A 22,790-nucleotide genomic window follows, 5' to 3' on the forward strand; every position below is an offset into this window, starting at 1 on the left:
CAAAGTGTGCTCGCACCCTGCTTAAAAGGCTTAACTTAGCTTTAAACTATATTGAAGATATTGATATTGCTGAAAATAAAGTATTGACTATACTGGAGTTATAAGAAAATAATATTAACCTTATAAATAACAATTAGTTAGGTGCTTTTTATGTCCTGAAACGACATCACTTCAATCGTTCTAAATAAAAATAAAGAATTAAAGATATTGGGGATGATGAACAATGAGCTTTACTCGGCTAATTTAACTAACAATACTAAGCTTACTTATGTAGAGCTTGGTTGGAACCAAATTAGTTGGGTATCCTTGCCCAGTGGCGTCATGATTACTGAGTTGTCTCTGAGCAATAATAATTTATCATGTATTAATACTGATTATTTACCTAATTTAAAAAGTTTAAGACTGGGGGAAAATAAAACTAGGCATTTGTCAATTTCAGAAAACCGAAAACTATTTTTACTTAATGTTAAATCTAACCCGCTGAATGCATCGACCAAGCAAGAATTGAAAAGCAAACATGCAATCTACAATTTCATTTTCTTAAAAGACCTCTAACACCGCTATGCTCACTTTACTGACTTGCCACGTAGGTAGGTCAGCATGTCTTTCTACCCACAGCCACTTATTAAAATGATTCAATTGCTGTCATACACGCGCTCAACGCGTGTACTTTGGGATTTGTCCTTCATGAAATCGTTTTTTAGGGATCTAGAATTAAAATGGATACTTGTATATATGGCTCTGAAGGCGCAGACGTTTCTTCAGCCTCGTTTGTTTCTTGCAGCCTCTGGTATGAAGAGCGTTAATTTTAACAGTGTTGAGCGCAGCGAGTAATCGGTGCTCTGTGGCTATGTAATCATTCATTAATTATTGTTGCGTAATTGTGTACCCAAATTAGTTCTGTTATTTTAAGACTATTGAATACTTATTTTTGGATTAATAGTTGTGTCGCCCTCTGTCGTTTCAAAATTTCCACTGCTTTTCTTTATTGTCATTTCAATTTGGTGGGGGTTTTACTACCAAAGCAACAGTAGCTTGAACGACTTCGGACAAGCGAACTTCGAATTCTTGTATCTACTCGACGCATTTATTGTCTTGCCAATTATTTGCTTTTTGGCAGTGAAAAACAAAAAGGAAGCGTTACTTAAGGCTGTCGCTCTCTGTTGTCTTGCAGTTTGGGTAGGAAGTTACATAATCCCAGAAAGTAGCAAGTTTATATGGCCTTATCTCGAAAATGGTCGCTATGTTGTTTCGGCGCTCATTTTATTGTTTGAAGCGGCTGCCATTGTTACGGTGATCCTCGCGATTAAAACGGCGCTGTATGACGACGTTGATCCTGATTTGGCAATATCACAACCCATTGAAAGGTTTTTAGGTAAAAGTGCTGTGGCAACGATTCTTAATTTTGAAACAAGAATGTGGACATTTACGTTATTTGCTATGCGCGTTAAGTCAGAGAACTATCAAGGTTCAAAACATTTTACCTATCATCAGAAAGATGGATCTCAGAGCAATTTACTGGGCTTTGTTTTTTTAATTGCCTTAGAAATGCCGTTGATGCACCTTCTCTTGCATTTTGTCTGGTCACCAATGGCCGCCAATGTTGTCACAGCTTTGAGTGCACTAAGTTTGGTGTTCTTTTTAGCAGAGTACCGGGCTTTTGCGAAAAGGCCCATTTCTATTGATGGTCATGATTTAATCATTCGTTATGGTTTATATCAGCCATTTAGGGTGTCGCTATCGAATATCACGAGTGTTAACGGTAACGATACGTTTGTTGCTCGTGAAAAAAATATAAAACGCTACAACTATTCTGGTGTGCCAAACGTTGAATTGGTACTGGCTGAACCGATAGGGCAGATTGAGAGAATTTACTTAGGAGTAGACAACCCACAGCAGTTTATCGCTTCGATAAAACATGAGTTTTAAGTCTGACATGAATAAGCCAGCGTGGTCATACTGGCTTATGTATTGTTAATTGAAACAACTCAACTATTTTTTCTTCCATTTAGCATTATCAGGAAGAGATTTAGCGGGTACTTTCACCTGAATAAGGGAAGGCGAATGAGCATTTTCTAAAGCGCCTAAAATTGCTTCATCAAGCTCTTCATAGGTGTTTACCTGCCAAGCCTTGCAACCAAACACATCCGCAAGCTTGCAATAATCCCACTGATGTAGAATGCAGGAGTCAAAGAACGGTTGGTCACTGGAGAAGATTTCTGCATTGTATAACCATTGCTCTACACCATATACGCCATTGTCCATAACAAATATAATTGGGTTGAGGCCAAACCGTGTCTGCGTTGACAAACATTGTGGTGTCATTTGAAAGCCCCCATCACCGGTAAATATAAACACGCGCTGGTGCTCTTGTTTTGCTAAGCTCATTCCTGTTGCTGCTGGGCCGATATACCCGATGGATGAGTAAGTAGGCTGAGCAACAAAGCCTCTTGGTGTTCCGACTTTTAACAGCAAGCTGCCAAAAAAGTTAAGGCTCGCGTCACTGCCAATTAATACATTGTCGCCAATGTATTCTCTGCTTTGAATAAAGTCGTAAAAGCCTTGATAAGAAATGTCACCTGAAAAGTTCTGACATGGTTGTACTGAAGATTCTGGAATAGCGCATGGCGGTGCGCAGTTAATCGTTTGATTGGTCAACGCGTCAATAAAGTTTTCTAACGGAACTTGAGGGACAAAGTAGGTTCCCAGCTTAACTGTGTCCCAAGCGATTAAAGCTGTTTTATCGTAGTCAACGCTTTGGCCTAGCGAATTGATGTCCGATAGCCAGACACCTAATCCAAGAATAAAATCAGATTCCTTGACCAAAGCTTGTGTTACATCTGATGAAGCCTGTCCATCAAAGACCCCAGCAAATAGTGGGTCGTTTTCTGAGAATACTGCCTTACTGATGAGTTCTGTTACATAAGGGAGGTCTAATTTCCTGATTAAGGCATTGGCTTGGTCATGTAGTCCCATTCGGTCGACCTCTGCGCCTAACCAGACGATAGGGCGTTCAGCTGCTTCTAAGACTTGTTTAATTTTTTCGATAGATTGGTCAACGCCGCCTTCATAGGGGATTGGTTTCAATGGTTGCAATTGACCCACAGGTTTTGAACACGGCTGCTGTACCATATCTTCTAAAAGCTCTATGTAAGCTGGGCGTTTTTGAGAGATACACTGAGTCAATGCGTAGTCAATTAATTGTGGCGCAAGCTCTGGCGCATCGATTTTAATGGCTGCGACGGTGATGTTTTTATAGATGTTTAAATCTGTCTCACCATCGATCATGTGATGATAGATAAATCCTGTTTGTTGCGCAGTGAGTCGCTTTTGAATACTCGGAGCGCCGTTGATCACAACTACCGGTACTCTTTCTGCATAAGATGCCGCGACCGCATTGACCGCGCTGAGTGTGCCTGCGGAGTATGTGAAACACATTGCCCCAATGCCATTTAGTCTCGCATACCCGTCGGTTGCATAGCCCGCATTTAGCTCGTTTACTTCTTCTATTAGCTCGATACTACTGGGCTCAATATGCTTATTGAGCCACTCGATGGTGTAATCTCCGGCAATGGAGAAAAGGTGTCTCAGGCCAAGTTGCTCAAGTCTTTCGGTGAGGTATTGTCCTACGGTATATTGTGTATCCATGCTGTTCTACCTATGTATTTAGTCAAAGAAGTTAAAATTCACTCGCGCCATCAAACAACCTTGGCAGGTAAATGTCGAAAATTGCAGGGCACTGTCGAGTTGGAAATTTTTGCAGCATAAACTGTTTAAAATCCTGATTTTTCAATCCATCATCAATCGCTTGCTTTGCTGCAATTAAATACTTTAAGTTCTCTGTCACTTCTTTTTTATCTGCGGGAGCGCCGTGGCCAGGCAAGAATATGTCGTAATCTGATGTCAGCATGTCCTCATACTGTTCCATCCAGTGATCTAGGTATTTAGTGAGGTATAAGTGTGTACCGCTATATATAAGGTCTTGTGCGATAAACACGCCCAACTCAGGGAGTTTAAGTGTAATGCCGTAATCAATTTCAGTATCGATGACGCGTTCAATAACGTATTGTAGACCGTCGATGAATTCGACACCTGGACTGACAGAGTTTTGAGGTATGACAACTTTATCAGGCGCTAGATCGCCAAGTTTACCCATATGGTCTTCGCGAGAGGCTTCACCATGCTGCTTTAAAAAATCAATGGTCTCTGGCAGCGTGTAGATTTCAACATCCGCAAAAGCATCACCTAACCCAAACCAGTGATCTGGGTGCCTATGAGACAGATAAAGACGTGCAATGGGTTTCTTTAAACTGTCCGCATACTCCCTAAATTTTTGTGCATAGGGTTTTAAAAATTGGCCATCAATCAGGACTAGCACATTTTTACTCTCAATAATATGTGTTGCATTGGCAATATTGTCACCTTCATAGGATGAGATGAAGGTGTGTATGCGAACATCGCCGGTATGTTTTACGACTATCTTTATCGGGTTGGTGATTGGTATATTCATAACAATTACTCATGGTTTGTCTATGGTGGGTATGGGTGTGTCGATAATACAAAGGTATTTCAGGCGCAGCGGCCAACATACGTATTCGCACGCTGCAAAATGTGGCAATAAGCTAGAAACCAACAGAGAGGTGAACGTACTTGTTAAGCACAAGTGCCTATGGTTTTGAATAAAATCGCTACAAACCGCAAACTTACCTTGTAAAGAAATATCCATTTATATCCATCTTGACTGTTAGCTCGAAAGGAAATCACCTATACGTCAGGTCTTACAACGATTAGCTTTTAGCTAGTTAATTACTGAGGGTATTTGCCCCGCATTGCGGGGCTTGAACTGCTTATAGTTTTATTGCGTTGCGTAGGTCAATTGCAATGGCAACTGAAACATAACTCCAAGTTAAATCGTTGGCACTGGTCATGAAGCCGTCATAACGACTAAATTGCTCTGCAAGAGAAACATTTTCGCCACAATGAATTTGTATACGGCGCAAATACGCATCCCCGAGTGTTTTAAGACCTTGCACTATGGCTTTAAAGGTTTTGGTGCGACTGCTAAAACACTCTCCAACTTCGAGGGTGATGTTCGGGTCTTCATGCGAGAGTGCCATGCTGAGTTGATTGATATTGTACTTGTTTATTTCAATGCTTTTTTGTTCTACAAACAAGACGACCGCTTTGTAGCAAACACTACTCAAAGAGGCAGTACATAAAAACCAAGGGTTGCCTTGGCTGAGCGGAGCGCTACCAGCATATTTGTCTTCTGGATAGCGGCCAATTCCCGGTGCAACCGGATCACCTGAGGTGGTTTCTTCAATGGCGTTAATTGGATAAAGAGGGTCAAATGCTTGATGTAAAGCGTATGCGGTTGCCAGCACTTTATCTTCATGTGGATTTAAAAATGGATGAGAGTCAGATAAAGCCTGACAAATGCCAAGAGTAGTTGCGACATCTAGATTAGAATCTTTGTAATCTAACCCTCCCACACGGTTCAATGTCGACATATAGTAACCTTTGTCTTCGTCCCAAAAGTCAGCCATCGCTTGTTCGATATTGGCAGCTTGAGCGTTGTAGTAATCTGCGGCGCCTTTGTCGTTCAGTTTAGCTGCGAGATCAGCGCCTTCACATAGTGCAGTGCGTTGCAACATACGGGTGTAAAAATGAGTACCGTCAACTTCTTCCCAAAGATCAAAGCATGGATCTTGCCAGTGATTGGCAACAAAATCTAAATCTGCTTTTATCATACTGAAAGAGGGCTCTTGGCCATCATAGAGCGTGCCTGTTACATACTCTTTCTCGCCATTTGCCAGTAAGATATTTGCCCAGCGAGTGATGGTGAGCGCGCGCTGTGCTGGACCATCATTTTGAGGCCGTCCCCATGGGCCGTTAAAAGCTTGCCCAGTCACATAAAACTTGGGCTCCCCTAGGCTGTTGCTTACTGTGGGCGTTGTTTGGTTTATTTTAGAAAACTCGACATAGTCGATCATCATATCGTAGTACTTGTCTTTAAAGTTACGACGGTCTAAACCATTGAGTTTGGCAATTTCGCTCATTGTTCGCGCGGCATCTCTGACCCAGTGGTAGTAGTAATTTGGGTTTGAGCGTGAGGGGGAAGCAAGTACGGCTCCTCGTTCTCCATCTTCTGGAGAGATGTTGGCAACCATTTTATCCAGCACGTGTTTTCTCGCCGTAACTGTCCACTTGTCTAAAGGCTCAGCAGCAATTGAGGCCACATAAGAACTGTCTGTGTTAAGTACAACGTTAGTTTGAGTTGTCATAAGTTTTCCAAGAGTAAATCGGGTTGAAATTCTCGGAATGTCTGTGTGAGAAGCCAAACATAAAACCATTTTATTAACGCACTCAATGTCTCACATTGGCAATCCGTTGTATCGCGTCAAGGCGCATCGGAAAGTATATACACAAAATGTGGCTCTTCACGTCAATATTTAATTTTTTTTAACAAGTGATTAATTTAGTTGGGAAAGTATTTTTTTATTGAATAGTCGTTATAAGGCAAATAATGGTTTTTTATTAAAGTTGATTTTTTGTTCTATTTTAAGCATTTTTGGAACAAATTTATTGAATTTGGAGATGGTTTATTGGATTTTCCTTATATGGAAACTGATATATTTACTTTTTTATTTGCGCTTTAAATTATCTGCTACACTGACTTTTAGCTTTAATGTTAATGTTATTGTTAATGGATTACAGCGGGAAGACTTGTATGAGTGAAGAAAATTCAACAATGAAACAAGTAACACCTGATTCAGCAGTTCAAAATTCAGCCAATAGGAAGTACGATGCCGTAATCATTGGATCAGGTATTAGTGGGGCGATCACTGCTAAAGAACTTACGGCTAAAGGCCTAAATGTCTTGATGCTGGAAGCTGCACCCGCCAAGGATATGTCGTATAAGGGGTTCAAATCATACCTCAGTAATTACTATGCAAATGCATCGAAAGATAACAACTCACCGTACCCAGACAACCCAAATGCACGCATGCCGCGCTCAACAGATGTTAGTAAGCTCAAGCCTGGGGTTGCGGATACCAAAGGATACATGGTGCAAAATGGTCCTCTGGCCTTAGATAGTACCTACACTCGTGTGACTGGTGGCACGACAATGCATTGGGAAGCAAAAATTCTGCGCATGTTACCCGATGATTTTTCAATAAAAACCAAATATGGTGTGGGATTAGATTGGCCAATTAGCTATGACGATTTAATGCCGTTTTACCAAATGGCCGAGCGAGAAATTGGTGTGTCGGCAGATGTCGAGGAGCAGGGGTTTTACGGTATCAAATACGAGCCGGGGTATGTTTACCCTATGTATGGGTTGCCTCCCTCATATCTAGATAAGGTTGTCGCACAAGGTATTGATGGCACAGAGTTTGTGTTAAGTGGTGAAACACATACCGTAAAGGTGAGGCCTTTTCCACAGGGGCGAAACGGCATACCAAATGAGCGCTACAACAAAGGTCAAGGCTTTACTCCTGTCGGCGCGCTAAGCACCTATCAAGTAGAGCATGGCGGGCGCTGTCAAGGTAACAATAACTGCGTGCCTATTTGTCCGGTACAGGCAAAGTATGATGCGAGAAAAACATTAGTCGCTGCGGCGAAAACGGGCAGGTTAGACTTTTTACCGCAAGCGGTGGCAAGTAAAGTGGTGGTAAATGAGCGTGACAATAGTATTCAGCACATTGAATTCAAGCATTACTCTTCAACGTCGTCTACTGAGCATACGGTCCACCAGATCCATGGAAAAATATTCGTTTTAGCAACTAATGCCATTGAAAATGCGCGCCTAATGTTGGCATCAAAATTACCAAGCTCAAGCGGCTTGATAGGTAAAAACTTGATGGATCATACTTATTTGCTTGCTTGGGGTCTGCTACCAGAAGCCGCAGGGACTATGCGAGGAACCAAATGTACTTCTGGTATTGCCGATTTCAGACATGGTGAAGGTCGCAAGTCTCAAGCGCCATTTGGTGTGGATATTCACAATGATGGTTGGGGGTGGGCAACCGGTTCACCTTTTGCTGATATTGAATCGCTGGTGGATGAAGAGAATAAGTTTGGTCGTGAGATGCGCCAAAGTGTCGTGGATAGAATTTCTAACCAGTTGCTGTTCGCATTTATGGTTGAACAGACGGCAGATGAAAGTAACAGTGTTACGGTTGATGAAGAGTATCTAGATGCGCTAGGTAACCAACGTCCAGTTATTCATTATCAGTTATCTGACTACTCAAAAGCAGGTATTGCTTATTCTAGGCATACTTCAAAGGTGTTTTTTCAGCGTTTGGGAGCAAAGGACTTTTCTAGCTACTCATCACTGGATTATGGGCACTTTCAATACGAGGGGGAAGACTATTACTTTCGGGGAGGGAACCATTTTTCGGGAACACATATCATGGGGACATGTGCGAAAAATTCGGTGGTAGATGAAAATCAAAAGTCGTGGGATCACAATAATTTATATCTTATAGGTTCTGGCAGTATGCCCAGTATTGGCACTTCAAACACAACCCTTACCTTGGCCGCACTTTGCTATAAAACCAGCAAGCATATTATTGAAGCGTTGAACCAGTATTCAGTGGGGGTTGTGTCAGATTCAGATTACAAAATAGCAAAGGGAGCGAGCAATGAGTGATCGTATAATCAATGATATCAGTGACCTGTATCATATGTTAGACGCTGCAATTCAATTGGAGCATGCGACTATCCCGCCTTACCTCACTGCTTTATATAGTATTCACCCAGAAACCAATATCGAGGCGAGCGCGGCAATCCGAGCTGTACTTGTTGAAGAAATGCTCCATATGACTTTATCTGCCAATGTGTTAAATGCAGTGGGTAAACATCCAGATTTAACCGCTTCTGATTTTGTTCCTGATTTTCCGACTCGGTTACCCGATGGTGAAACAGACTTTATGGTGTCAATCGACAAGTTTTCTCCAGAAACATTGGAGACCTTTCTAAAAATTGAACGCCCTTCAAAAACTCAAGTTGAAGACAATAAAATGGGGCCAAGAGGGTGCATAGTACGAAATAATAATGCCGCGTTTCAATTAAAAGCTATAAGCCCTAAACGTGCACAAGAGTATAGCTTTTATAGCATTGGTGATTTTTACGAGGCCATTATTGAGGGGGTTGAATATTTAGAGGCTCAAGCGAATCAAAATGGAAGCACCATTTTTACTGGAGACCCGAGTTTACAAGTCTCAAGTAAGTACTATTACTCAGGGGGAGGCCATGTCATTGAAGTGACGGATAAAGCCTCTGCAATCCAAGCTTTGTCATTGATAATTGAGCAAGGAGAAGGCCACGGACATGCAATATTCGACTCTGAGGGAGAGATCTCTCACTACTATCGATTTGAACAATTAAAGCTTGGCCAGTTTTACAAGTTAGGCGATGAGCCTAGTAAGCCCTCTGGTGAGAAGTTTGAAGTGGACTTTGAAAAAGTCTATCCCATCAAATGTAACCCCAAAATGGCGGATTACCCTAAAGACTCACAAATTTTTGCTGCGGCAAAAGCTTTTAACCTTAATTACCAACAGTTTTTATCAATGGTCAATAAGGCATTTCGTGGAGAGCAAGATCTGTTGTTGGGCGCGGTGTGTGGCATGTTTAGGTTAAAAGAGCATGCCAGCCAACTGATTAGAAATCCGATCCCAAACGAACCTCGCAGCCATGGTGGTCCTACATTTGAGGTAACTGGGCAGGACACGACGCAAATTGATGATGACCGTTGTATTGCGGAGACCGTGTAATGGACAACCAAACGTATTTAGTCCAACAATTTACTGAGCTGTCTGGTGCGCTTACAGACTTTAATGCCTTTGCTCTTAATGGGACCGGGCAGGTACAAAATTATTATGACACTTTAACTCGTATTGTCGGGCATGCAATTGTAGAAGAGCTACTCTCTACTTTTGTATCGCTGTACGAGTCTGCGTCAAACCATGAGCAATTCAATGAGGCGTTGCGAAAACACATTTTAGGTGACGAAAAGCTTGGTCCAGTGGCACGAAATATTATCAAACTTTGGTATACCGGCACCTGGTATCACATGGCCCATTTTTGGCGAGAAGCGTATGGTATGAGCGAAGATGACATGACATTTTTCGTCAATTCAGCGTCATACGCAGAAGGGCTTTTATGGCAAGCCATTGACGCTAACCCTTCTGGAGCGAAAGGGCCGGGCTATGGTTCTTGGAGTTCACCACCAAATATTCACTTCGACAATGGGTGGCAGTTTAAGCCCTTTACTCACACTAGCAAGTAGGTGCAAGACGACTTTAGCTAGATAAATATATTATCACCAACAGGGAGTTTAAGATGAGCCGACTAACCATGTTTCCAGAGGGCACAATTAAGTTTGGGGTCACGCCAACAGGCTGGGTAAACGATGATTTTTTAGACATTGATACCGGTATTCCATTTGGTCAAATTGTCAGTGAAATGGCACTTGCAGGATTTGAAGGGTGTAGCCGAGGGCACAAGTATCCATCTAACCCGGAAGAATTAAAGCGGGAATTAGAACTTCGAAATTTAAAAATATCCGAGCCGTGGGTAAGTACTTACTTTACAATTAATGATATGCGTGAGAAAACATTTGAAAGCTTTGACAAGGAAATTGGATTTTTGCAAAAAATGCAAAGTGGTGATTTGGTGCTCGCGGAATTGGGTGGGTCATCTCATCAACAGCCTATCGCACTGGTGCCAAATGCCCCTAAGTTTAGTGATGAGCAGTGGCGCAGGCTGGCAAATGGACTGAATGAACTTGGCCATAAAGCAAATTGCCAAGGTATAAAAATGTGTTATCACCATCATATGGGCACGGGCGTGATGACAATGGACGCAATTGCGAAACTTGCCGAACTAACAGATCCGAATTGTGTACATTTTTGTTTAGATACCGGTCACCTATTTTTCGCAGGCGGTGATAACTTAGAGTTTATTAATTTATACGGCGAACGTATCAAGCACGTACACTTAAAAAACATCCGCAAAGAAGTGATGGACTGCTGTTTGGCCAATGATCTGTCATTTAAAGAGGCAATATTGCGAGGTGTGTTTACCGTGCCGGGAGACCCCGCAGGTTGCCTTGATTTCAAAGAGATTTTACAAGCGTTAGCAGACAAAAACTTTGCTGGATGGTTGATAGTAGAAGCAGAGCAAAATCCCGTGAATGCCAATCCTTTATTGTATGCGAAAATGGCACGCAAGTACTTACAAGAAGTAACTGGCTGGTAATACAAGGAGTGGTTTTTATGCAACGTAATTCAGACATGTACTTTAGTTTTTTTATGTTTGGTTCAAACTTTGCGATAGAGGACCCTGCATTTTTAGACCAAGCGATGGTACACATTCGCCGCTTGGTAGAAATGGGCTATACTGGGTTTGAATTTCATCCTGGCAGAGAAGATACGACCGCGTACGCTTTTCCAACATATCAACAAGAGCTAGATGCCTACATTGCATTTCGTAAGCGGATGGATGACGAAGGGTTTTCGCATATTAAAGTGGCGACTAATGTAGGTGCAACGACGGAGTGTGATCCGAGTTCGTCATGCACAAATATACGTGAGGCTGGCATCGCCTATTTAAAGTCACGTATCGATATTACCGCTGCACTTGGCGGGGACATTATGATGGGTCCTATGGTGATCCCGTATGGGAGGTTTGTTGTACGCGCTCCAAATGGCGAGCAAGTGTGGAGTGACGAGCTGCAAGATGAACTGGCGACGCGATATAGGACCGCACAACAGAGCTTTATTTTACTGGGAGAATATGCGACATCCAAAGGTGTTAAGTTAGCTATTGAGCCAATAAGTCATTGGGAAACACCTGGGCCGAATAAGTTAGCTCAGCTAATTTCCTTTTTAGATGGTATTGATAATCCCACTGTTGGTGTTGTGCTAGATAGCGCACAAGAGGTGCTGGACGGTGATGGTCCTGAGGTGTTTAAGGCACAGATTGACCACATTGCCGATCAAGGGAGGCTACACTATGCGCAAGCGTCACCGCCAGATAGAGGTGATCTGGTAAACTGTTGGCTTCCTTGGGAAGCGATTTTCACACCTATATTGAATCGTTTTAATGGTCCGATTGCAGTGGAAATATTTAACGCTGTAGGTGCTTTCAATCATGGGTTGAGGCTAAGTCGCCGAAAATTTTGGGTACCCGAGGTGGACGCACCAAATGGCTATCCAAATGCGTATGAGATAGCACAGAGCGCCTATGATTTTACGCAGACAAAGCTAAATAAAATCCGCTGTGAGTTATCATCGAACTCTCGCAAGCTAACCCATACTAACAGATAAGAAGTGGCACCTAACATGCCACTTCGTATTGATAGTGTACTAACAGATTGCTTTAGAAGGCGTGGTTTCAGGCATGGTACAGCAACTATTAAATGAATAAGTTAGACACATTGCGGCAGACATGCCGCCAGCCACAGCAGGCGTGTTCATATTGTCTAATCCATTATGCTCAAGTGACAACTTTTTTAGGTTTTTCTTTGTAAGTTTAACGTTTTTCATCATATATCGTACTTTACGAATATCAGCCCAATTACTGAGACTAAAAATTATCATAACGAACCTATTGTTAGGATATTGATTCTTTAATAAGTTTAATTTTTGAGTAATTAATTCTTTATTTTCTGGATTGAGTTTTTTAATCTGGTGGGGAGGGAGTTTGTACTTGTCTCAAAAGTGTTTGTAGATGCGTATGTACTTGTATTCTTTAATGACAGCTGTTTTTTCTAAGAGCGTATCAGTTGTGAGTACATACTCATAAGTAATTGGTAACTCTTGAGCTGTTACTAAATTGGCAGCGAGCTGATGGTAAGAGTTGGCTTTTTTATATACTCCTTTTGAGTATATAAAATACCTAATACGCATTTTGTAAAATTAACAAAGATTACAATTGAATTTTATTTTAACTTGACTTAACTTAATTTAATAAATTCAATGCCGGGTTTTTTAATTGATATTTTAATTTAAGAGGGGTTATTTTTATTTGGTTTTTATAATAATATCGAGTTGGTAATGTTTGATTTTTTATTTTAAATAGTAAACGAAAAAAGCATATCTTACAAAAGATATGCTTTACGTTGGACTATCGTGAGTCTACACGAAACTGGTAGAGCCTCTGGTTACTAGTTAATTTTCCACTGCTGTGTTTCTAAAGACCCGTCAAATTTCCAAGTGAACACCAATGGCTCAATGCTTGTGCTGTAATACCAAATCTCAGCTTTTAGTTTTTGCTTCGAATGCGGTAGTAGTATTTCTACCGTTAACCCACTGCTGTCAATGGGCGCTCGTAAAAAGCAGGTTTCATCATTTGTTAGCGTGGCATCCTGTTGGCAGATGTTGATAAACGCTCTGCTGCTTACGACATCTGGTCCGACTGAGACGGAAACGGGCACATCGGTACTGAAATCAAAAGATTCATCAACCACTACCGCTTCCATACCTTCTCCATTCGTCGCCTCTTCAGCCGTTTGCTCTTGCGTTGTGTCTGTTTGCACCTGTGTATCGCTAGCGCTTGTGCTCTGTGCTTGCACGTTTTGGCTTGTCGAGTTTGTTGGTTGTTCGTCAGAGCCACCAGAACCACCACCGCAAGCCGTTAATAATAATGTGATTAAAGTTACAGTAAACTTTTTCATAATAGTCTCCTAGTTTTGTGATGCATTGCTGATGGTGAACTGGTTATTTGGTACTGGATCCTCAAACCAAGTTGTATATTGCGCGCCTGCAGATTGGGCAAATTCTACAAATTGTGGGTAGGCGATAGACATATCAACTCGTTCGATTGGATGGTCCCATTGAGAGTTAATAATAAGTGCCCACGGTAACCCTGTTGAGGTTTGAAAATAACCATTGATTGATGACCTATCATCAGCTTGGTCTAGGTAACTATTGTCGAATGCTTCTGTTGGTTCATGATTTTTGAGGTGCACTTCCCAGCCACGACCATTGTTCTGGTCGACGAAAGGCCCATGGTAGTAGCCGTCTACAGCGAAAATAAATGGGTCGACTTTGCTGGTGGTTGCAACACTCGCACTGTAGCTTGTTGATAACGGTATGGTGATATCGAATGGAATAGGTGCTCTTTGAATATCACTGCAACCAGTTTCAGTTCTAAAGAATTTACATCCAGGCTGAACAGGGACTATTTCTCTTGTATCTGCAAATATAACAGCGATAGCTTCATCACGACCGGCTTCAAGTGGGCTGTCCGATTGAGTAGCACCGTCTATAGTGAGTTCGATATTGGCTTCATCAACATGCTGGCGTGCTATGTCTTTTATGCGTATTGCAAATGCATTGTGATAGCCAGCTCCAACAGCCGTTAATGCGCCTTCGACTTTGTAACGAACTACCTGGTTACCAATTTGGCTAGTAACAACGCGGTACCTCACAACTACGTCATTGAAATCATAGTCTCCTTTTTGTGGCCATAAGTCTTCAAAAGCAGCTGTTTTCCAAGAGGTTGAGTTTTGGATAAGACTACTTGCAACTACAGAAACATTTAGATCTTCAACTTCTCCATTGTCAATACCACCTTGTGGGGCAATATCGCTGTTGTTTGATACTCTGAATCTCGCCCATGTATTGCCTTCAACTGCGTCAACTGGTACTGACACGAGCACACGATTCTCTCCAGCACTGCCTTGGTACTGGCTGATCACGCGTTCGGAGTCATGAAACTCGCCATCTCTGTTCCAGTCAATCCAGCCGTTTACAAAGCCAGTTTTTGAGAGGGTAAATGACACTAGGCTATCGAAACCGGTTTCTATGTTGGTTAAGAAGCTGATGCCGTTGTCATCATCCGTTGCTTTTGGCAGATACTCTGCGCTCACACTTTCACCAAAGAATAAATCACCGACGTTGTGTCGAGCGCCATTGGCGTCTAATGACGTACCGTAACTATCTGGTGCGTCTCCATAATCTATGGTTGGATCTTCGCTGTCATCAATAATAGGTGCGATAGCACAACGTGCGCCATCGTTGGTACTAGAAATTGGACCGTAGGCAAAAAGTTGTGTGTTTGCAGGGTTATCAATGTCAATTTTGTATACATGACCGTCTTGGTTTCTGCTGATGTAAAAGTTGTTTTCTACATCAAAGTAAACAGCACCAAAAGTACCGGACTGACCCACGTTACCGAGGTTAGAGCTTGTGCCGTTTGATACATCAATTCTGTGTAAGTTCCCGTTGCTATCAACGCTATAAGCTAGGCTGGTGTTCTCGTCAGGCGCAAATGCCATATCAAAAATATTTAGGTTCAATGAGCTGCCATCAATAATGCGAGTGGCTTGGAGATAGTCACTACTGCTTTCGTCTAGAGACACTCTGTATAACCCTAGGCTGTCACCTTTTTTGTAAACGTAAAACGCATTTTCGTGTATCGCGACATCACCCACATAAAAATTTGTATCAGGAAAACCAGACGTCATAATAGGCTCTAGGACATAGTCTTTGCCAACACGGCCGATGTCTTTGTTGCTGTAATCCCAGCCGTAGATGTAGCGGTCATGTACACTAAACCCAATGCCGTTTAATTTGTTTCCAGTGCCCACGTTTTCGGCAAAGGTCGTATAAGCGCCAGACACCAAGTTTACGCCATACATTGTGGCTGTATCACCTTGCACTAAAAATGCTTTTGACGGGCATGTATCGAATGGGGCGGCGGATACGCCTGCCGACAGGACGCAGGCTCCTAATAAATATCTTTTCATGTGACTCTCCAACGTTTTATTTTGCTATCGTTGGTATTGCAAGCAGAGGGCCAGTTTTAACCTGTTGAAAATAATGAGGTTTTAATTTTATGATTTACTAAAATTGCAATATGCGACGCAGTTTCAAAATGAGAAATGCAATCTACAAAGCGAAAATTGCGGAAGGATAGGGCAATTCATTGGGCACAAGTAAGCAAATAACTCCTCTATATTTGATAAATTATTTCTAAAAAACATGGCCCTAAGTACTAAGAGCCATGTTTTATTATTTAAATAGGTGAGTAGTTAATATCGCTTACTTTTTAACACGTCTTACGCTTGTTAATAGAGCAAGCATAAACAAGCTAAATATGCCAAGCGAACCACTTTCTATGTTTTTGACTTCAACACTTACGGTTTCAGAATGAGATAGACCAAAATCGTCGGTTGCGGTAACAGTGAATACAATGTTGCCTGTTTCGTTTACATCTGGCGCAGCAAAGTTAAATTGGCTTTGGTTACCAGGTAAGGTTACTGATGGTCCTGAAGTTTGTTCCCAACTAATTGTAACGTTGTCGCCATCTGGATCTTCTGCGCCAACTACATTAATGGTTAGTGCTTCACCCTCATGGACACTTGAACTGCTGCTGGTTAAAGAAAGTGTAGGCGCATTATTTTTAATGATATTTACTTTAACAAGCGCAGTTGCAGACGCCTCATATTCGTCAGTTGCGGTTAGTTGATATGTAACAGTTAAGTCTTCAGTCGTCTTTTCTGCTTTGAGTGTAACAACACTCTCTTCACCAACCTGTTGCTCCTCATCTGCAAGCTTAACCCAAGAGTATGTAATCGTATCATCTTCTCTGTCTGTAGTAGCGCTAGCATCTAAGGTAAATTCAAGCTCACTACGCACATCCAATTCGGTTTGTGCAAGCTCAATAGTTGGTTCGGTATTGACAAACGTTGTGCTGAAATTTTTGAGAGCGACGTTATCTTCACCAACGGTGACAATATAATCTTTCAAATATTCAATACGAATTTGATTAGCACCGTCAATTAATTCGATATTAAAAGGTTTGTATTCTCTATCGTCTCCACTATCGATGTGAACTTGCTTACCGTTATGGAATATACCAACAAAATCGTATCCGAGCTCACTTGAAACAAGATAGTCAAAGCTAATATCTTTGATATGAAGGTCATCGATGTCAATCATTAGCGTTGATTCTTGGTAAGACTCGGTTAGCTCGGGGGTCTCGTCACGGTCAGTGACGTCGCCGCTCACGAGGGTAGGTTCTTGCTCTGGTGTTGCGCCTACATACCAGTTTTCGTTACCACCCGTTGACCATTTGACGCTCGACGGTGTCGACATCAACTCGTTGATACTTTCCTCGAACTGAGCCAATTTTGTATAGCCAAAAACTGCTGAGTAAAGGCTAGTGGATGGAGACGTGATGCTTGCATCAACAGTATATTTATCATGCTTTGAGCTATTAGGTGTTAGCACAGTGAATTGACATTGTGCGCCCGGTTCAAGCACTGTATTAGCGCAGTTTTGCTCAGAGAATTGAACGCCCTCGGCGTGCTGTGACAGGCTGAAGTCTGCAATTGAGAGTGGGTAATCTAACGTGTTCTTGAAGGTATTCTGAATTATGAATGATGGCTTATCTTCTATGTAAACATGCGACTCATTTTGGCCAAAGCCAAAATCTGACGCTTTTGATTGTACCCAATAGAATAGAGATTCTACGTCTGCATAGACGCCCGGTCTATTCGGTAATGCACAGCCTTCTCCCCAGCTAACAACACCGACCTGAAACCATTCGTCATTTTTTTGTACGATAAGTGGTCCGCCACTGTCACCTTGGCATGAGTCTTTGCCACCTTCAGAAAAACCCGCACATATCATCGTGTCAGATATGCCACCATCATAGTATTCAGCGCTATTACACACTTCATTGGTGACGTATGGTACATCGACTTCTTGCAGCTTATCGGGAGCTACTCCCCCTGAACTGAGTCGGCCCCATCCCATGACTTTTAAATTATCACCGGCGACAAGGCTATTTCTAATTACCTGATCAGCGAGTTTGATTGGCTTGATGTTTTCTACTGGACGGTCGAGTTCTAACACTGCGATGTCGTTACTGTATTGCAATCCCATGTTATATTGGTCATGCATTGACATAGAGACTACGTTATAAGTCTGCCATTGCGACTCGTCTGTCAGGTCATGACCTTCGAATTTAACGGTAAAGCGATTTGCTGGGATCCCCTCGATACAATGGCTTGCCGTGAGTACCTTATTATCCCCAATAAATGACAAGCCACAGAAGTGACCATTATCTAATTGAAGACTTCCCATAAATGGGTAAGCAAACTCCGCAGTTTCTTGTCCACCAACGATACGAGGTGAATCCATACCACGACTCTGTAGAGGCTCTACTTTACTTTTTGCGTAAGCGCTAAGTGGTGTGGTAATTGTTGCGAGAAGAAGCAATCCCTGTAGTTTGTTATACATATTTGTTCCTGCTTTATGTAATTAAACCTCCATTCTATAAAAATAAAATGATTTGTCCAATTTAGTCCGATTCTTAACTTTATGTATTTGTTATTCATATGTGTTTTTTAACTTAGAGATTTGCTACATACGGTTATTCATTAGTTTGGCGGTGGGGTGTATTGAAAGGCTAATTCATCCCAATAAAAATGACAGTCGTCTAAATTGCACCATTTCGTTATGACAAACGTAAAAATCTAGATTAAGTTAAGCAAGGGAATCGAATGTCACTAACGATTGCCTTCGTTAACATTTGGTCAAATAGTAAGGAGAAAAAAATGAAGTTCGAGCAATTATTAAGTCACTTTGATACGGGTATCTGTGTTGACCAACTACAAAAAGAGTCCTTGTTAGACATCGCCTTACTGTTTATTGGTGTCGACGGTGAGATTGACGAAAGTGAAAAGCAAGTGGTCTATGACTGGGCAAAAAGCTTACAGTGGAACTCAAGTATAGCGATTGAAGACTACCTTGAAGACAGTTTAGGTAAGTCAGTGCTTGCTGTACAGCAAAATGACATAGAGTCTTTCATCAGACATCGTATACATTATATTGTAGATGAGCCAATGAGACGGCTTGCCAAAGAGCTTGTAGTTAAAGTCATTGAGGCTGATGGTAACGTAGATGAAGCGGAAGAAAAGGCCTTAGCGATATTGGAAGCTGAGTTGTAGCACGCTTTGTTCATTCAAAATTTAAGGTCAAGTGCAGTGCAACTGTGTTTGGCCTAGCTTGCCTAATAAGATTTGCTCGATAACTAAAAGCTCTTTCTCGCCTAGCTCCTTAGATGTATATCAAACTTCCTTATTTTTGCATATTTAACAATAGTTTTTTCACCATATTCTATGTGGCCTGAATAAAATATCCTATATTTACCTAAAAACTAGAAATAATGAGGGCATGATATGGCGAAAACTGTGGTGCAAATAAATGCAGTGTCTTTTTTGTATCTGCTATTAGCAGGGTGCGGTGGCAGCAGCTCTGATGATAGTTCAAATGTAACTGGTGAACAAAATAATGTACCGTCGTGTTCATCCAATCAGTTGGTTGTATTACGGGGAAGTAGTAGTGTGTCTGTGGGCCGTTCTTTGCAATGTGCTGAATCAGATGGCGATACTCTGACATTTGAGCCCTCGGTTATTGAGAGTGACAATGTAGCAACCGGTGAGTATTCAGCCGGCATTTCGATATCGGACGGCTGTGGAGGGCAAACTTCTGTGCAGCTGCAATATCAAATTACTAACCAGTGTCCACAGTGTATAGCCAAGCGAGTCGGCCAAGTGTCTCCTCAAGTAGTGAAAGCCTAAATATTGCCAATTATTTGTCTTGTAGCGATACAAATGGAGATGCAGTGACTTTAACACTGTAGAGCATAGACATTTCTAATTTAACCAATGACAGCTATCAACAGTAAGTGACTTATAGCGACTGTGAGCTAAATGCGACACTTACATTTGAATACACAATTAATGATGAGGCGTAGGTCGAGCTGACGCGGTGTGAACGTATTACTCAATCTGTCTCTTTGTATCCAGAGAGGATGTTACTGTTACATGTGATGATGACTATGCATATATCACTTCTGATACCTCCCCAAGTCATGACCTGACGAATGGGATAACAGCGACCAATGAGCAGAACCCTGTACCTGCGATTGACTATGCTGCACCGATTAAGCTTGAGCCGCATACAGCCACAACCCCAACAACAATTGACGCTGCGATAGGCGTGGCGGGTAACTGTGTACCTATATCGGCTGCGGATATGATGGCTACCCTCTGTATGGGTTTAATCACCCGGATGGTAGTGCTATTTCCGATGTTGATTTAGAGCTATGCAACGGTTTACCTGATGAAGACTTTGGATATAGATATCATCTATCAAATGCGCCACCTTATGTTTTTAATGTTTGGTCGGTGAGGTTAATACGGCTATTTTACCACGAGTCGCGCCTTTGTCTGGCGGTGGGGAGCGTGGCGATCTTAGCCCCCCTGCTGGCGATGTACAAAATTTGACGCACACTATAGATAGTGAAGGTAAAAGAACCATGAGCTATGACTATCAAGGTGAAAACTACTACGTTACCTACACGCCAAGCTAACTGCTATAATTTTGAAATGAAAGCAATTTCAAATAATGGCGCGATTCAAACGAGAACATACTGTCGATGAGCAACGCAAAAAATAATCTTCAGCTGTATGACGCTATGGCTACTGAGTGCAAGTATGCTAGCCAACAGTCATGCACTGAAAGAGACCATCGCGACGATCACGCTAAGAAGTGGCCAGTTAGATGTTTTCGTAAATACAAACTTCTGTCATGGGTTGTCTCTACTACATAATCACGAGACGTGGCTTCTGGGTGACACTGAACTGGTTTTATTAGCTAATCACACTGACTCAGAAAAAGTAAAATTGCTGAAGGGTTTGATCTTAAAGCATACAAGCTTGAGTAGTATTGGCACAAAACTCAATTGCAAGGTTAGCCAGTTCCCTATCAAGCTTGGCGAATTGCAAAAGGATCATCATAAGCGAGGTTACTTTAGACTTGGGTGCAAATTACCCGTGAACAAAGTAGCGTCTGTAGGCCTTTCGTTACCCAAGTCTTTGGGTCGAGTGTATGTAATTTTAGTTAAATAAAAACAATAGGTTATTCATGGTGGCGGTCTTTAAACTTTAATTTGAGTTGATTTGGGCCATACTGCGGATTGTTGTATGGCCTCTTATTAGTTTTTTCCTTAGTAAAAGGTAGTGCATTAGGAGATTAATTTTTTAGCCAAGTCTGCGTGACCTCTCACCATATTAAGTGTCAGCTGATCATTAGGCTTTGTATCGTATGCTCTTTTTATTGCCGTGCCGCCAATGACAATCGACCCTTTGCGCGGAAACATGTACAGATAGCCTTCTGGTGTCGGCACTACATAGGAATAGTTAATCTCGGGTTGAGGTAGCAGGTGTGTCAATTGGCCTTGTATGGGGTACATACTATTATCACTAAAGAGCGCGCTTGCGCCAAGCCCGGTACAATTGACAATGACACTTTCTTTTAGTGAGAGGACGTCATCAACACTTTTAAACTGTGAGTATTTCAATTTGGTACCAGCGAGCTGTGCATCTTCTAAAATAGCTGGCAAATAAAGCATAGGATCAATGATCAACGCCTTCATATAACTCTGATAGGGATAGCCGAAGAGATTATCTTCGGTACTTGTCGTGAGTTCTGGATATAAATCATTGCCACCAGGTAGGGTTCTTATCGAGTTACGTTCCTCTGGTAGTAATAGGTGGTAATTATTCCAGTATACCCCGTAACGAGGACGGTTAACGTAAGTGAGAAAACGCGAAAAAGATCCACGAATAATCGGTTTGTCTCGTGTTAAAAATTGCGAGGTGGCTACCTTTCTATCGAAGTAACTGCTAGGCAACCACAATGCTGCGGCAATGTTAGACGTTGTATTTGGTGGAAAATCTTTTGCGTATATGGTGACTTTAAAACCTTGTTGAGCTAGCAACAGGGCGGTAGTTAAGCCCATGACACCGGAGCCCAATACCGCAATATCTCGCGACATGGGTTTGCTCGCAAATTGAGCGGCGATGATAGATGTACCCCAAGAAAGCGTGATGCCGCCACCGCCGTGACCATAATTATGGACAATGGTTTTATTTTCGAGCTGCTCCGACTCTAGGCGATACCCTTGTGGCCTAAAGGGCCTTAGTCCAACAACTGAGTGGGTGACTCTGTCCATTGAGGATAAGAGCGGTTTGTAATGAGAGTATCGGCTTTGCTTATTTATTGTAGCTTTGGGGATTGCTGAGCAAGAGGCTAACCCTAACATACCAAGGCTATAACCCGCTCCAATCAAAAGATCTCGTCTATTCATTGTAAATCATCCTTTTTATACTTGTTATAACATTACACTGTACCTAATTTGACAAAATGTAAAGTGAAAGGAGACGACGCTATTTACCAGAGCGACTTAGGGTGGGACAGTCACAAATGTATTGCTTAAATTAGGCTCTTCGAATACTGCTTAAATACACTGTTTATGGTGGGTTTGAATAGGAATGACGAGAGTAAGGAAAGGCATTGATAGATTTGTCGTTCAAGGACCATAATGAAGGAAGAAAAATCTAAAAATTTAAGAGGTGCTGAGAAGATAGGCTCTAGACAGCCTATTTACATACAGTGATAACCCTTATCCAGAAAACTCCGACGCTTTGACTTATTTGAAAGACAAGTTACTCAGCGTATAAAACGAATGGAGAATGTTAAATGCGAATCTTATCCTATAGGTGAAGAGTCGCAGTTTGTTGCTTACGAAGAGTTGAAAGGTAGTAAGCTTGCAGCAGAAAAGAAGCCAATCAATTCAAACTGCTATGCTGCTGAAAATAAGTAGAACCTCAAGAAAAAGCGTTATTGTAAAGAAAGGCTGGTGCGATAGCCCCGTTAGTCGAACTGCTTTACGCAAATAGCACGGTAGTGTTCAAAAATCTG

At 41.9% G+C, this 22,790-nt stretch carries 19 protein-coding genes; 11 read left to right on the forward strand and 8 right to left on the reverse strand.

The window, feature by feature from the left end; genetic code table 11:
* Window positions 1-213: 213 nt before the first annotated feature.
* Both N482_RS16480 and N482_RS16490 read left to right on the forward strand, forming a co-directional pair.
* Window positions 214-555, forward strand: a complete 342-nt coding sequence (locus tag N482_RS16480) for a hypothetical protein (RefSeq protein WP_063378072.1) — start codon at window positions 214-216, stop codon at window positions 553-555.
* A gap of 390 nt (window positions 556-945) precedes the next feature.
* A complete protein-coding gene (locus tag N482_RS16490) occupies window positions 946-1,929 on the forward strand; it encodes a hypothetical protein (protein WP_063378074.1) in 984 nt (327 codons plus the stop codon).
* Window positions 1,930-1,992: 63 nt separating this feature from the next.
* On the opposite strand, the gene N482_RS16495 is transcribed toward N482_RS16490, so the two are convergent.
* The 3 genes from N482_RS16495 to N482_RS16505 all read right to left on the reverse strand — a co-directional run bounded on the left by N482_RS16495 (window position 1,993) and on the right by N482_RS16505 (window position 6,284).
* Entirely contained in the window at window positions 1,993-3,648 is a 1,656-nt protein-coding gene (locus tag N482_RS16495; protein WP_063378075.1) for an alpha-keto acid decarboxylase family protein, read from the reverse strand.
* 31 nt (window positions 3,649-3,679) lie between these two features.
* On the reverse strand, window positions 3,680-4,510 hold the full coding sequence (locus N482_RS16500; RefSeq protein ID WP_063378076.1) for a hypothetical protein: 831 nt from the start codon (window positions 4,508-4,510) through the stop codon (window positions 3,680-3,682).
* A 337-nt stretch (window positions 4,511-4,847) separates the two neighbouring features.
* Window positions 4,848-6,284, reverse strand: a complete 1,437-nt coding sequence (locus N482_RS16505) for a glycoside hydrolase family 15 protein (protein WP_063378077.1) — start codon at window positions 6,282-6,284, stop codon at window positions 4,848-4,850.
* A 446-nt stretch (window positions 6,285-6,730) separates the two neighbouring features.
* Between N482_RS16505 and N482_RS16510 the strand changes: the two genes are divergently transcribed.
* Genes N482_RS16510 through N482_RS16530 form a run of 5 tightly spaced genes read left to right on the forward strand, consistent with a single transcriptional unit; the run spans window position 6,731 to window position 12,335 of the window.
* A complete protein-coding gene (locus N482_RS16510) occupies window positions 6,731-8,656 on the forward strand; it encodes a GMC oxidoreductase (RefSeq protein WP_081228021.1) in 1,926 nt (641 codons plus the stop codon).
* On the forward strand, window positions 8,649-9,779 hold the full coding sequence (locus N482_RS16515; RefSeq protein WP_063378078.1) for a ferritin-like domain-containing protein: 1,131 nt from the start codon (window positions 8,649-8,651) through the stop codon (window positions 9,777-9,779). The genes N482_RS16510 and N482_RS16515 overlap by 8 nt, the downstream gene beginning before the upstream one ends.
* Window positions 9,779-10,294, forward strand: coding sequence for a hypothetical protein (locus N482_RS16520; RefSeq protein WP_063378079.1), 516 nt, complete (start codon window positions 9,779-9,781; stop codon window positions 10,292-10,294). The genes N482_RS16515 and N482_RS16520 overlap by 1 nt, the downstream gene beginning before the upstream one ends.
* Before the next feature lie 53 nt (window positions 10,295-10,347).
* Window positions 10,348-11,265, forward strand: a complete 918-nt coding sequence (gene iolE / locus N482_RS16525) for a myo-inosose-2 dehydratase (RefSeq protein ID WP_063378080.1) — start codon at window positions 10,348-10,350, stop codon at window positions 11,263-11,265.
* A 17-nt stretch (window positions 11,266-11,282) separates the two neighbouring features.
* Complete coding sequence (locus N482_RS16530) at window positions 11,283-12,335, forward strand: sugar phosphate isomerase/epimerase family protein (RefSeq protein ID WP_063378081.1); 1,053 nt, start codon at window positions 11,283-11,285, stop codon at window positions 12,333-12,335.
* A gap of 39 nt (window positions 12,336-12,374) precedes the next feature.
* On the opposite strand, the gene N482_RS16535 is transcribed toward N482_RS16530, so the two are convergent.
* The 4 genes from N482_RS16535 to N482_RS16555 form a co-directional block, all read right to left on the reverse strand.
* Window positions 12,375-12,608 (reverse strand): hypothetical protein, encoded by a 234-nt coding sequence (locus N482_RS16535; protein ID WP_063378082.1) that lies wholly within the window; start codon window positions 12,606-12,608, stop codon window positions 12,375-12,377.
* A 566-nt stretch (window positions 12,609-13,174) separates the two neighbouring features.
* Window positions 13,175-13,684 carry a hypothetical protein gene (locus N482_RS16545; protein WP_063378084.1) on the reverse strand — a complete coding sequence of 170 codons (510 nt, stop codon included), beginning with the start codon at window positions 13,682-13,684 and terminating at the stop codon, window positions 13,175-13,177.
* A 9-nt stretch (window positions 13,685-13,693) separates the two neighbouring features.
* Window positions 13,694-15,760 carry an LruC domain-containing protein gene (locus N482_RS16550; RefSeq protein WP_063378085.1) on the reverse strand — a complete coding sequence of 689 codons (2,067 nt, stop codon included), beginning with the start codon at window positions 15,758-15,760 and terminating at the stop codon, window positions 13,694-13,696.
* Window positions 15,761-16,055: 295 nt separating this feature from the next.
* Window positions 16,056-18,260, reverse strand: a complete 2,205-nt coding sequence (locus N482_RS16555) for a serine protease (protein ID WP_063378086.1) — start codon at window positions 18,258-18,260, stop codon at window positions 16,056-16,058.
* Window positions 18,261-18,577: 317 nt separating this feature from the next.
* Here N482_RS16555 and N482_RS16560 point away from each other — a divergent pair, with 317 nt between their 5' ends.
* From N482_RS16560 to N482_RS16575, 4 genes are all read left to right on the forward strand, one after another.
* Complete coding sequence (locus N482_RS16560; protein WP_063378087.1) at window positions 18,578-18,970, forward strand: hypothetical protein; 393 nt, start codon at window positions 18,578-18,580, stop codon at window positions 18,968-18,970.
* Window positions 18,971-19,201: 231 nt separating this feature from the next.
* Window positions 19,202-19,603, forward strand: a complete 402-nt coding sequence (locus N482_RS16565; RefSeq protein WP_063378088.1) for a hypothetical protein — start codon at window positions 19,202-19,204, stop codon at window positions 19,601-19,603.
* Between the two features lie 602 nt (window positions 19,604-20,205).
* Window positions 20,206-20,397: a hypothetical protein gene (locus N482_RS16570; RefSeq protein ID WP_063378089.1), complete on the forward strand. Its 192-nt coding sequence runs from the start codon at window positions 20,206-20,208 to the stop codon at window positions 20,395-20,397.
* Window positions 20,398-20,521: 124 nt separating this feature from the next.
* A complete protein-coding gene (locus tag N482_RS16575; RefSeq protein WP_155730622.1) occupies window positions 20,522-20,935 on the forward strand; it encodes a hypothetical protein in 414 nt (137 codons plus the stop codon).
* A gap of 116 nt (window positions 20,936-21,051) precedes the next feature.
* Here N482_RS16575 and N482_RS16580 read toward each other — a convergent pair whose 3' ends face one another.
* Window positions 21,052-22,176 (reverse strand): FAD-dependent oxidoreductase, encoded by a 1,125-nt coding sequence (locus N482_RS16580; RefSeq protein WP_063378091.1) that lies wholly within the window; start codon window positions 22,174-22,176, stop codon window positions 21,052-21,054.
* Window positions 22,177-22,790 lie beyond the last annotated feature (614 nt).

The organism is Pseudoalteromonas luteoviolacea NCIMB 1942 (assembly GCF_001625595.1).
Taxonomy (GTDB): domain Bacteria; phylum Pseudomonadota; class Gammaproteobacteria; order Enterobacterales; family Alteromonadaceae; genus Pseudoalteromonas; species Pseudoalteromonas luteoviolacea_A.

Bases quoted from the DNA above. Each gene is read 5' to 3' on its own strand.
- N482_RS16480 (WP_063378072.1), top strand. From the start codon at position 214: ATGATGAACAATGAGCTTTACTCGGCTAATTTAACTAACAATACTAAG.
- N482_RS16495 (WP_063378075.1), bottom strand. From the start codon at position 3,648: ATGGATACACAATATACCGTAGGACAATACCTCACCGAAAGACTTGAG.
- N482_RS16500 (WP_063378076.1), bottom strand. From the start codon at position 4,510: ATGAATATACCAATCACCAACCCGATAAAGATAGTCGTAAAACATACC.
- N482_RS16505 (WP_063378077.1), bottom strand. From the start codon at position 6,284: ATGACAACTCAAACTAACGTTGTACTTAACACAGACAGTTCTTATGTG.
- N482_RS16510 (WP_081228021.1), top strand. From the start codon at position 6,731: ATGAGTGAAGAAAATTCAACAATGAAACAAGTAACACCTGATTCAGCA.
- N482_RS16515 (WP_063378078.1), top strand. From the start codon at position 8,649: ATGAGTGATCGTATAATCAATGATATCAGTGACCTGTATCATATGTTA.
- N482_RS16520 (WP_063378079.1), top strand. From the start codon at position 9,779: ATGGACAACCAAACGTATTTAGTCCAACAATTTACTGAGCTGTCTGGT.
- iolE (WP_063378080.1), top strand. From the start codon at position 10,348: ATGAGCCGACTAACCATGTTTCCAGAGGGCACAATTAAGTTTGGGGTC.
- N482_RS16530 (WP_063378081.1), top strand. From the start codon at position 11,283: ATGCAACGTAATTCAGACATGTACTTTAGTTTTTTTATGTTTGGTTCA.
- N482_RS16535 (WP_063378082.1), bottom strand. From the start codon at position 12,608: ATGATAATTTTTAGTCTCAGTAATTGGGCTGATATTCGTAAAGTACGA.
- N482_RS16545 (WP_063378084.1), bottom strand. From the start codon at position 13,684: ATGAAAAAGTTTACTGTAACTTTAATCACATTATTATTAACGGCTTGC.
- N482_RS16550 (WP_063378085.1), bottom strand. From the start codon at position 15,760: ATGAAAAGATATTTATTAGGAGCCTGCGTCCTGTCGGCAGGCGTATCC.
- N482_RS16555 (WP_063378086.1), bottom strand. From the start codon at position 18,260: ATGTATAACAAACTACAGGGATTGCTTCTTCTCGCAACAATTACCACA.
- N482_RS16560 (WP_063378087.1), top strand. From the start codon at position 18,578: ATGAAGTTCGAGCAATTATTAAGTCACTTTGATACGGGTATCTGTGTT.
- N482_RS16565 (WP_063378088.1), top strand. From the start codon at position 19,202: ATGGCGAAAACTGTGGTGCAAATAAATGCAGTGTCTTTTTTGTATCTG.
- N482_RS16575 (WP_155730622.1), top strand. From the start codon at position 20,522: ATGCTAGCCAACAGTCATGCACTGAAAGAGACCATCGCGACGATCACG.
- N482_RS16580 (WP_063378091.1), bottom strand. From the start codon at position 22,176: ATGAATAGACGAGATCTTTTGATTGGAGCGGGTTATAGCCTTGGTATG.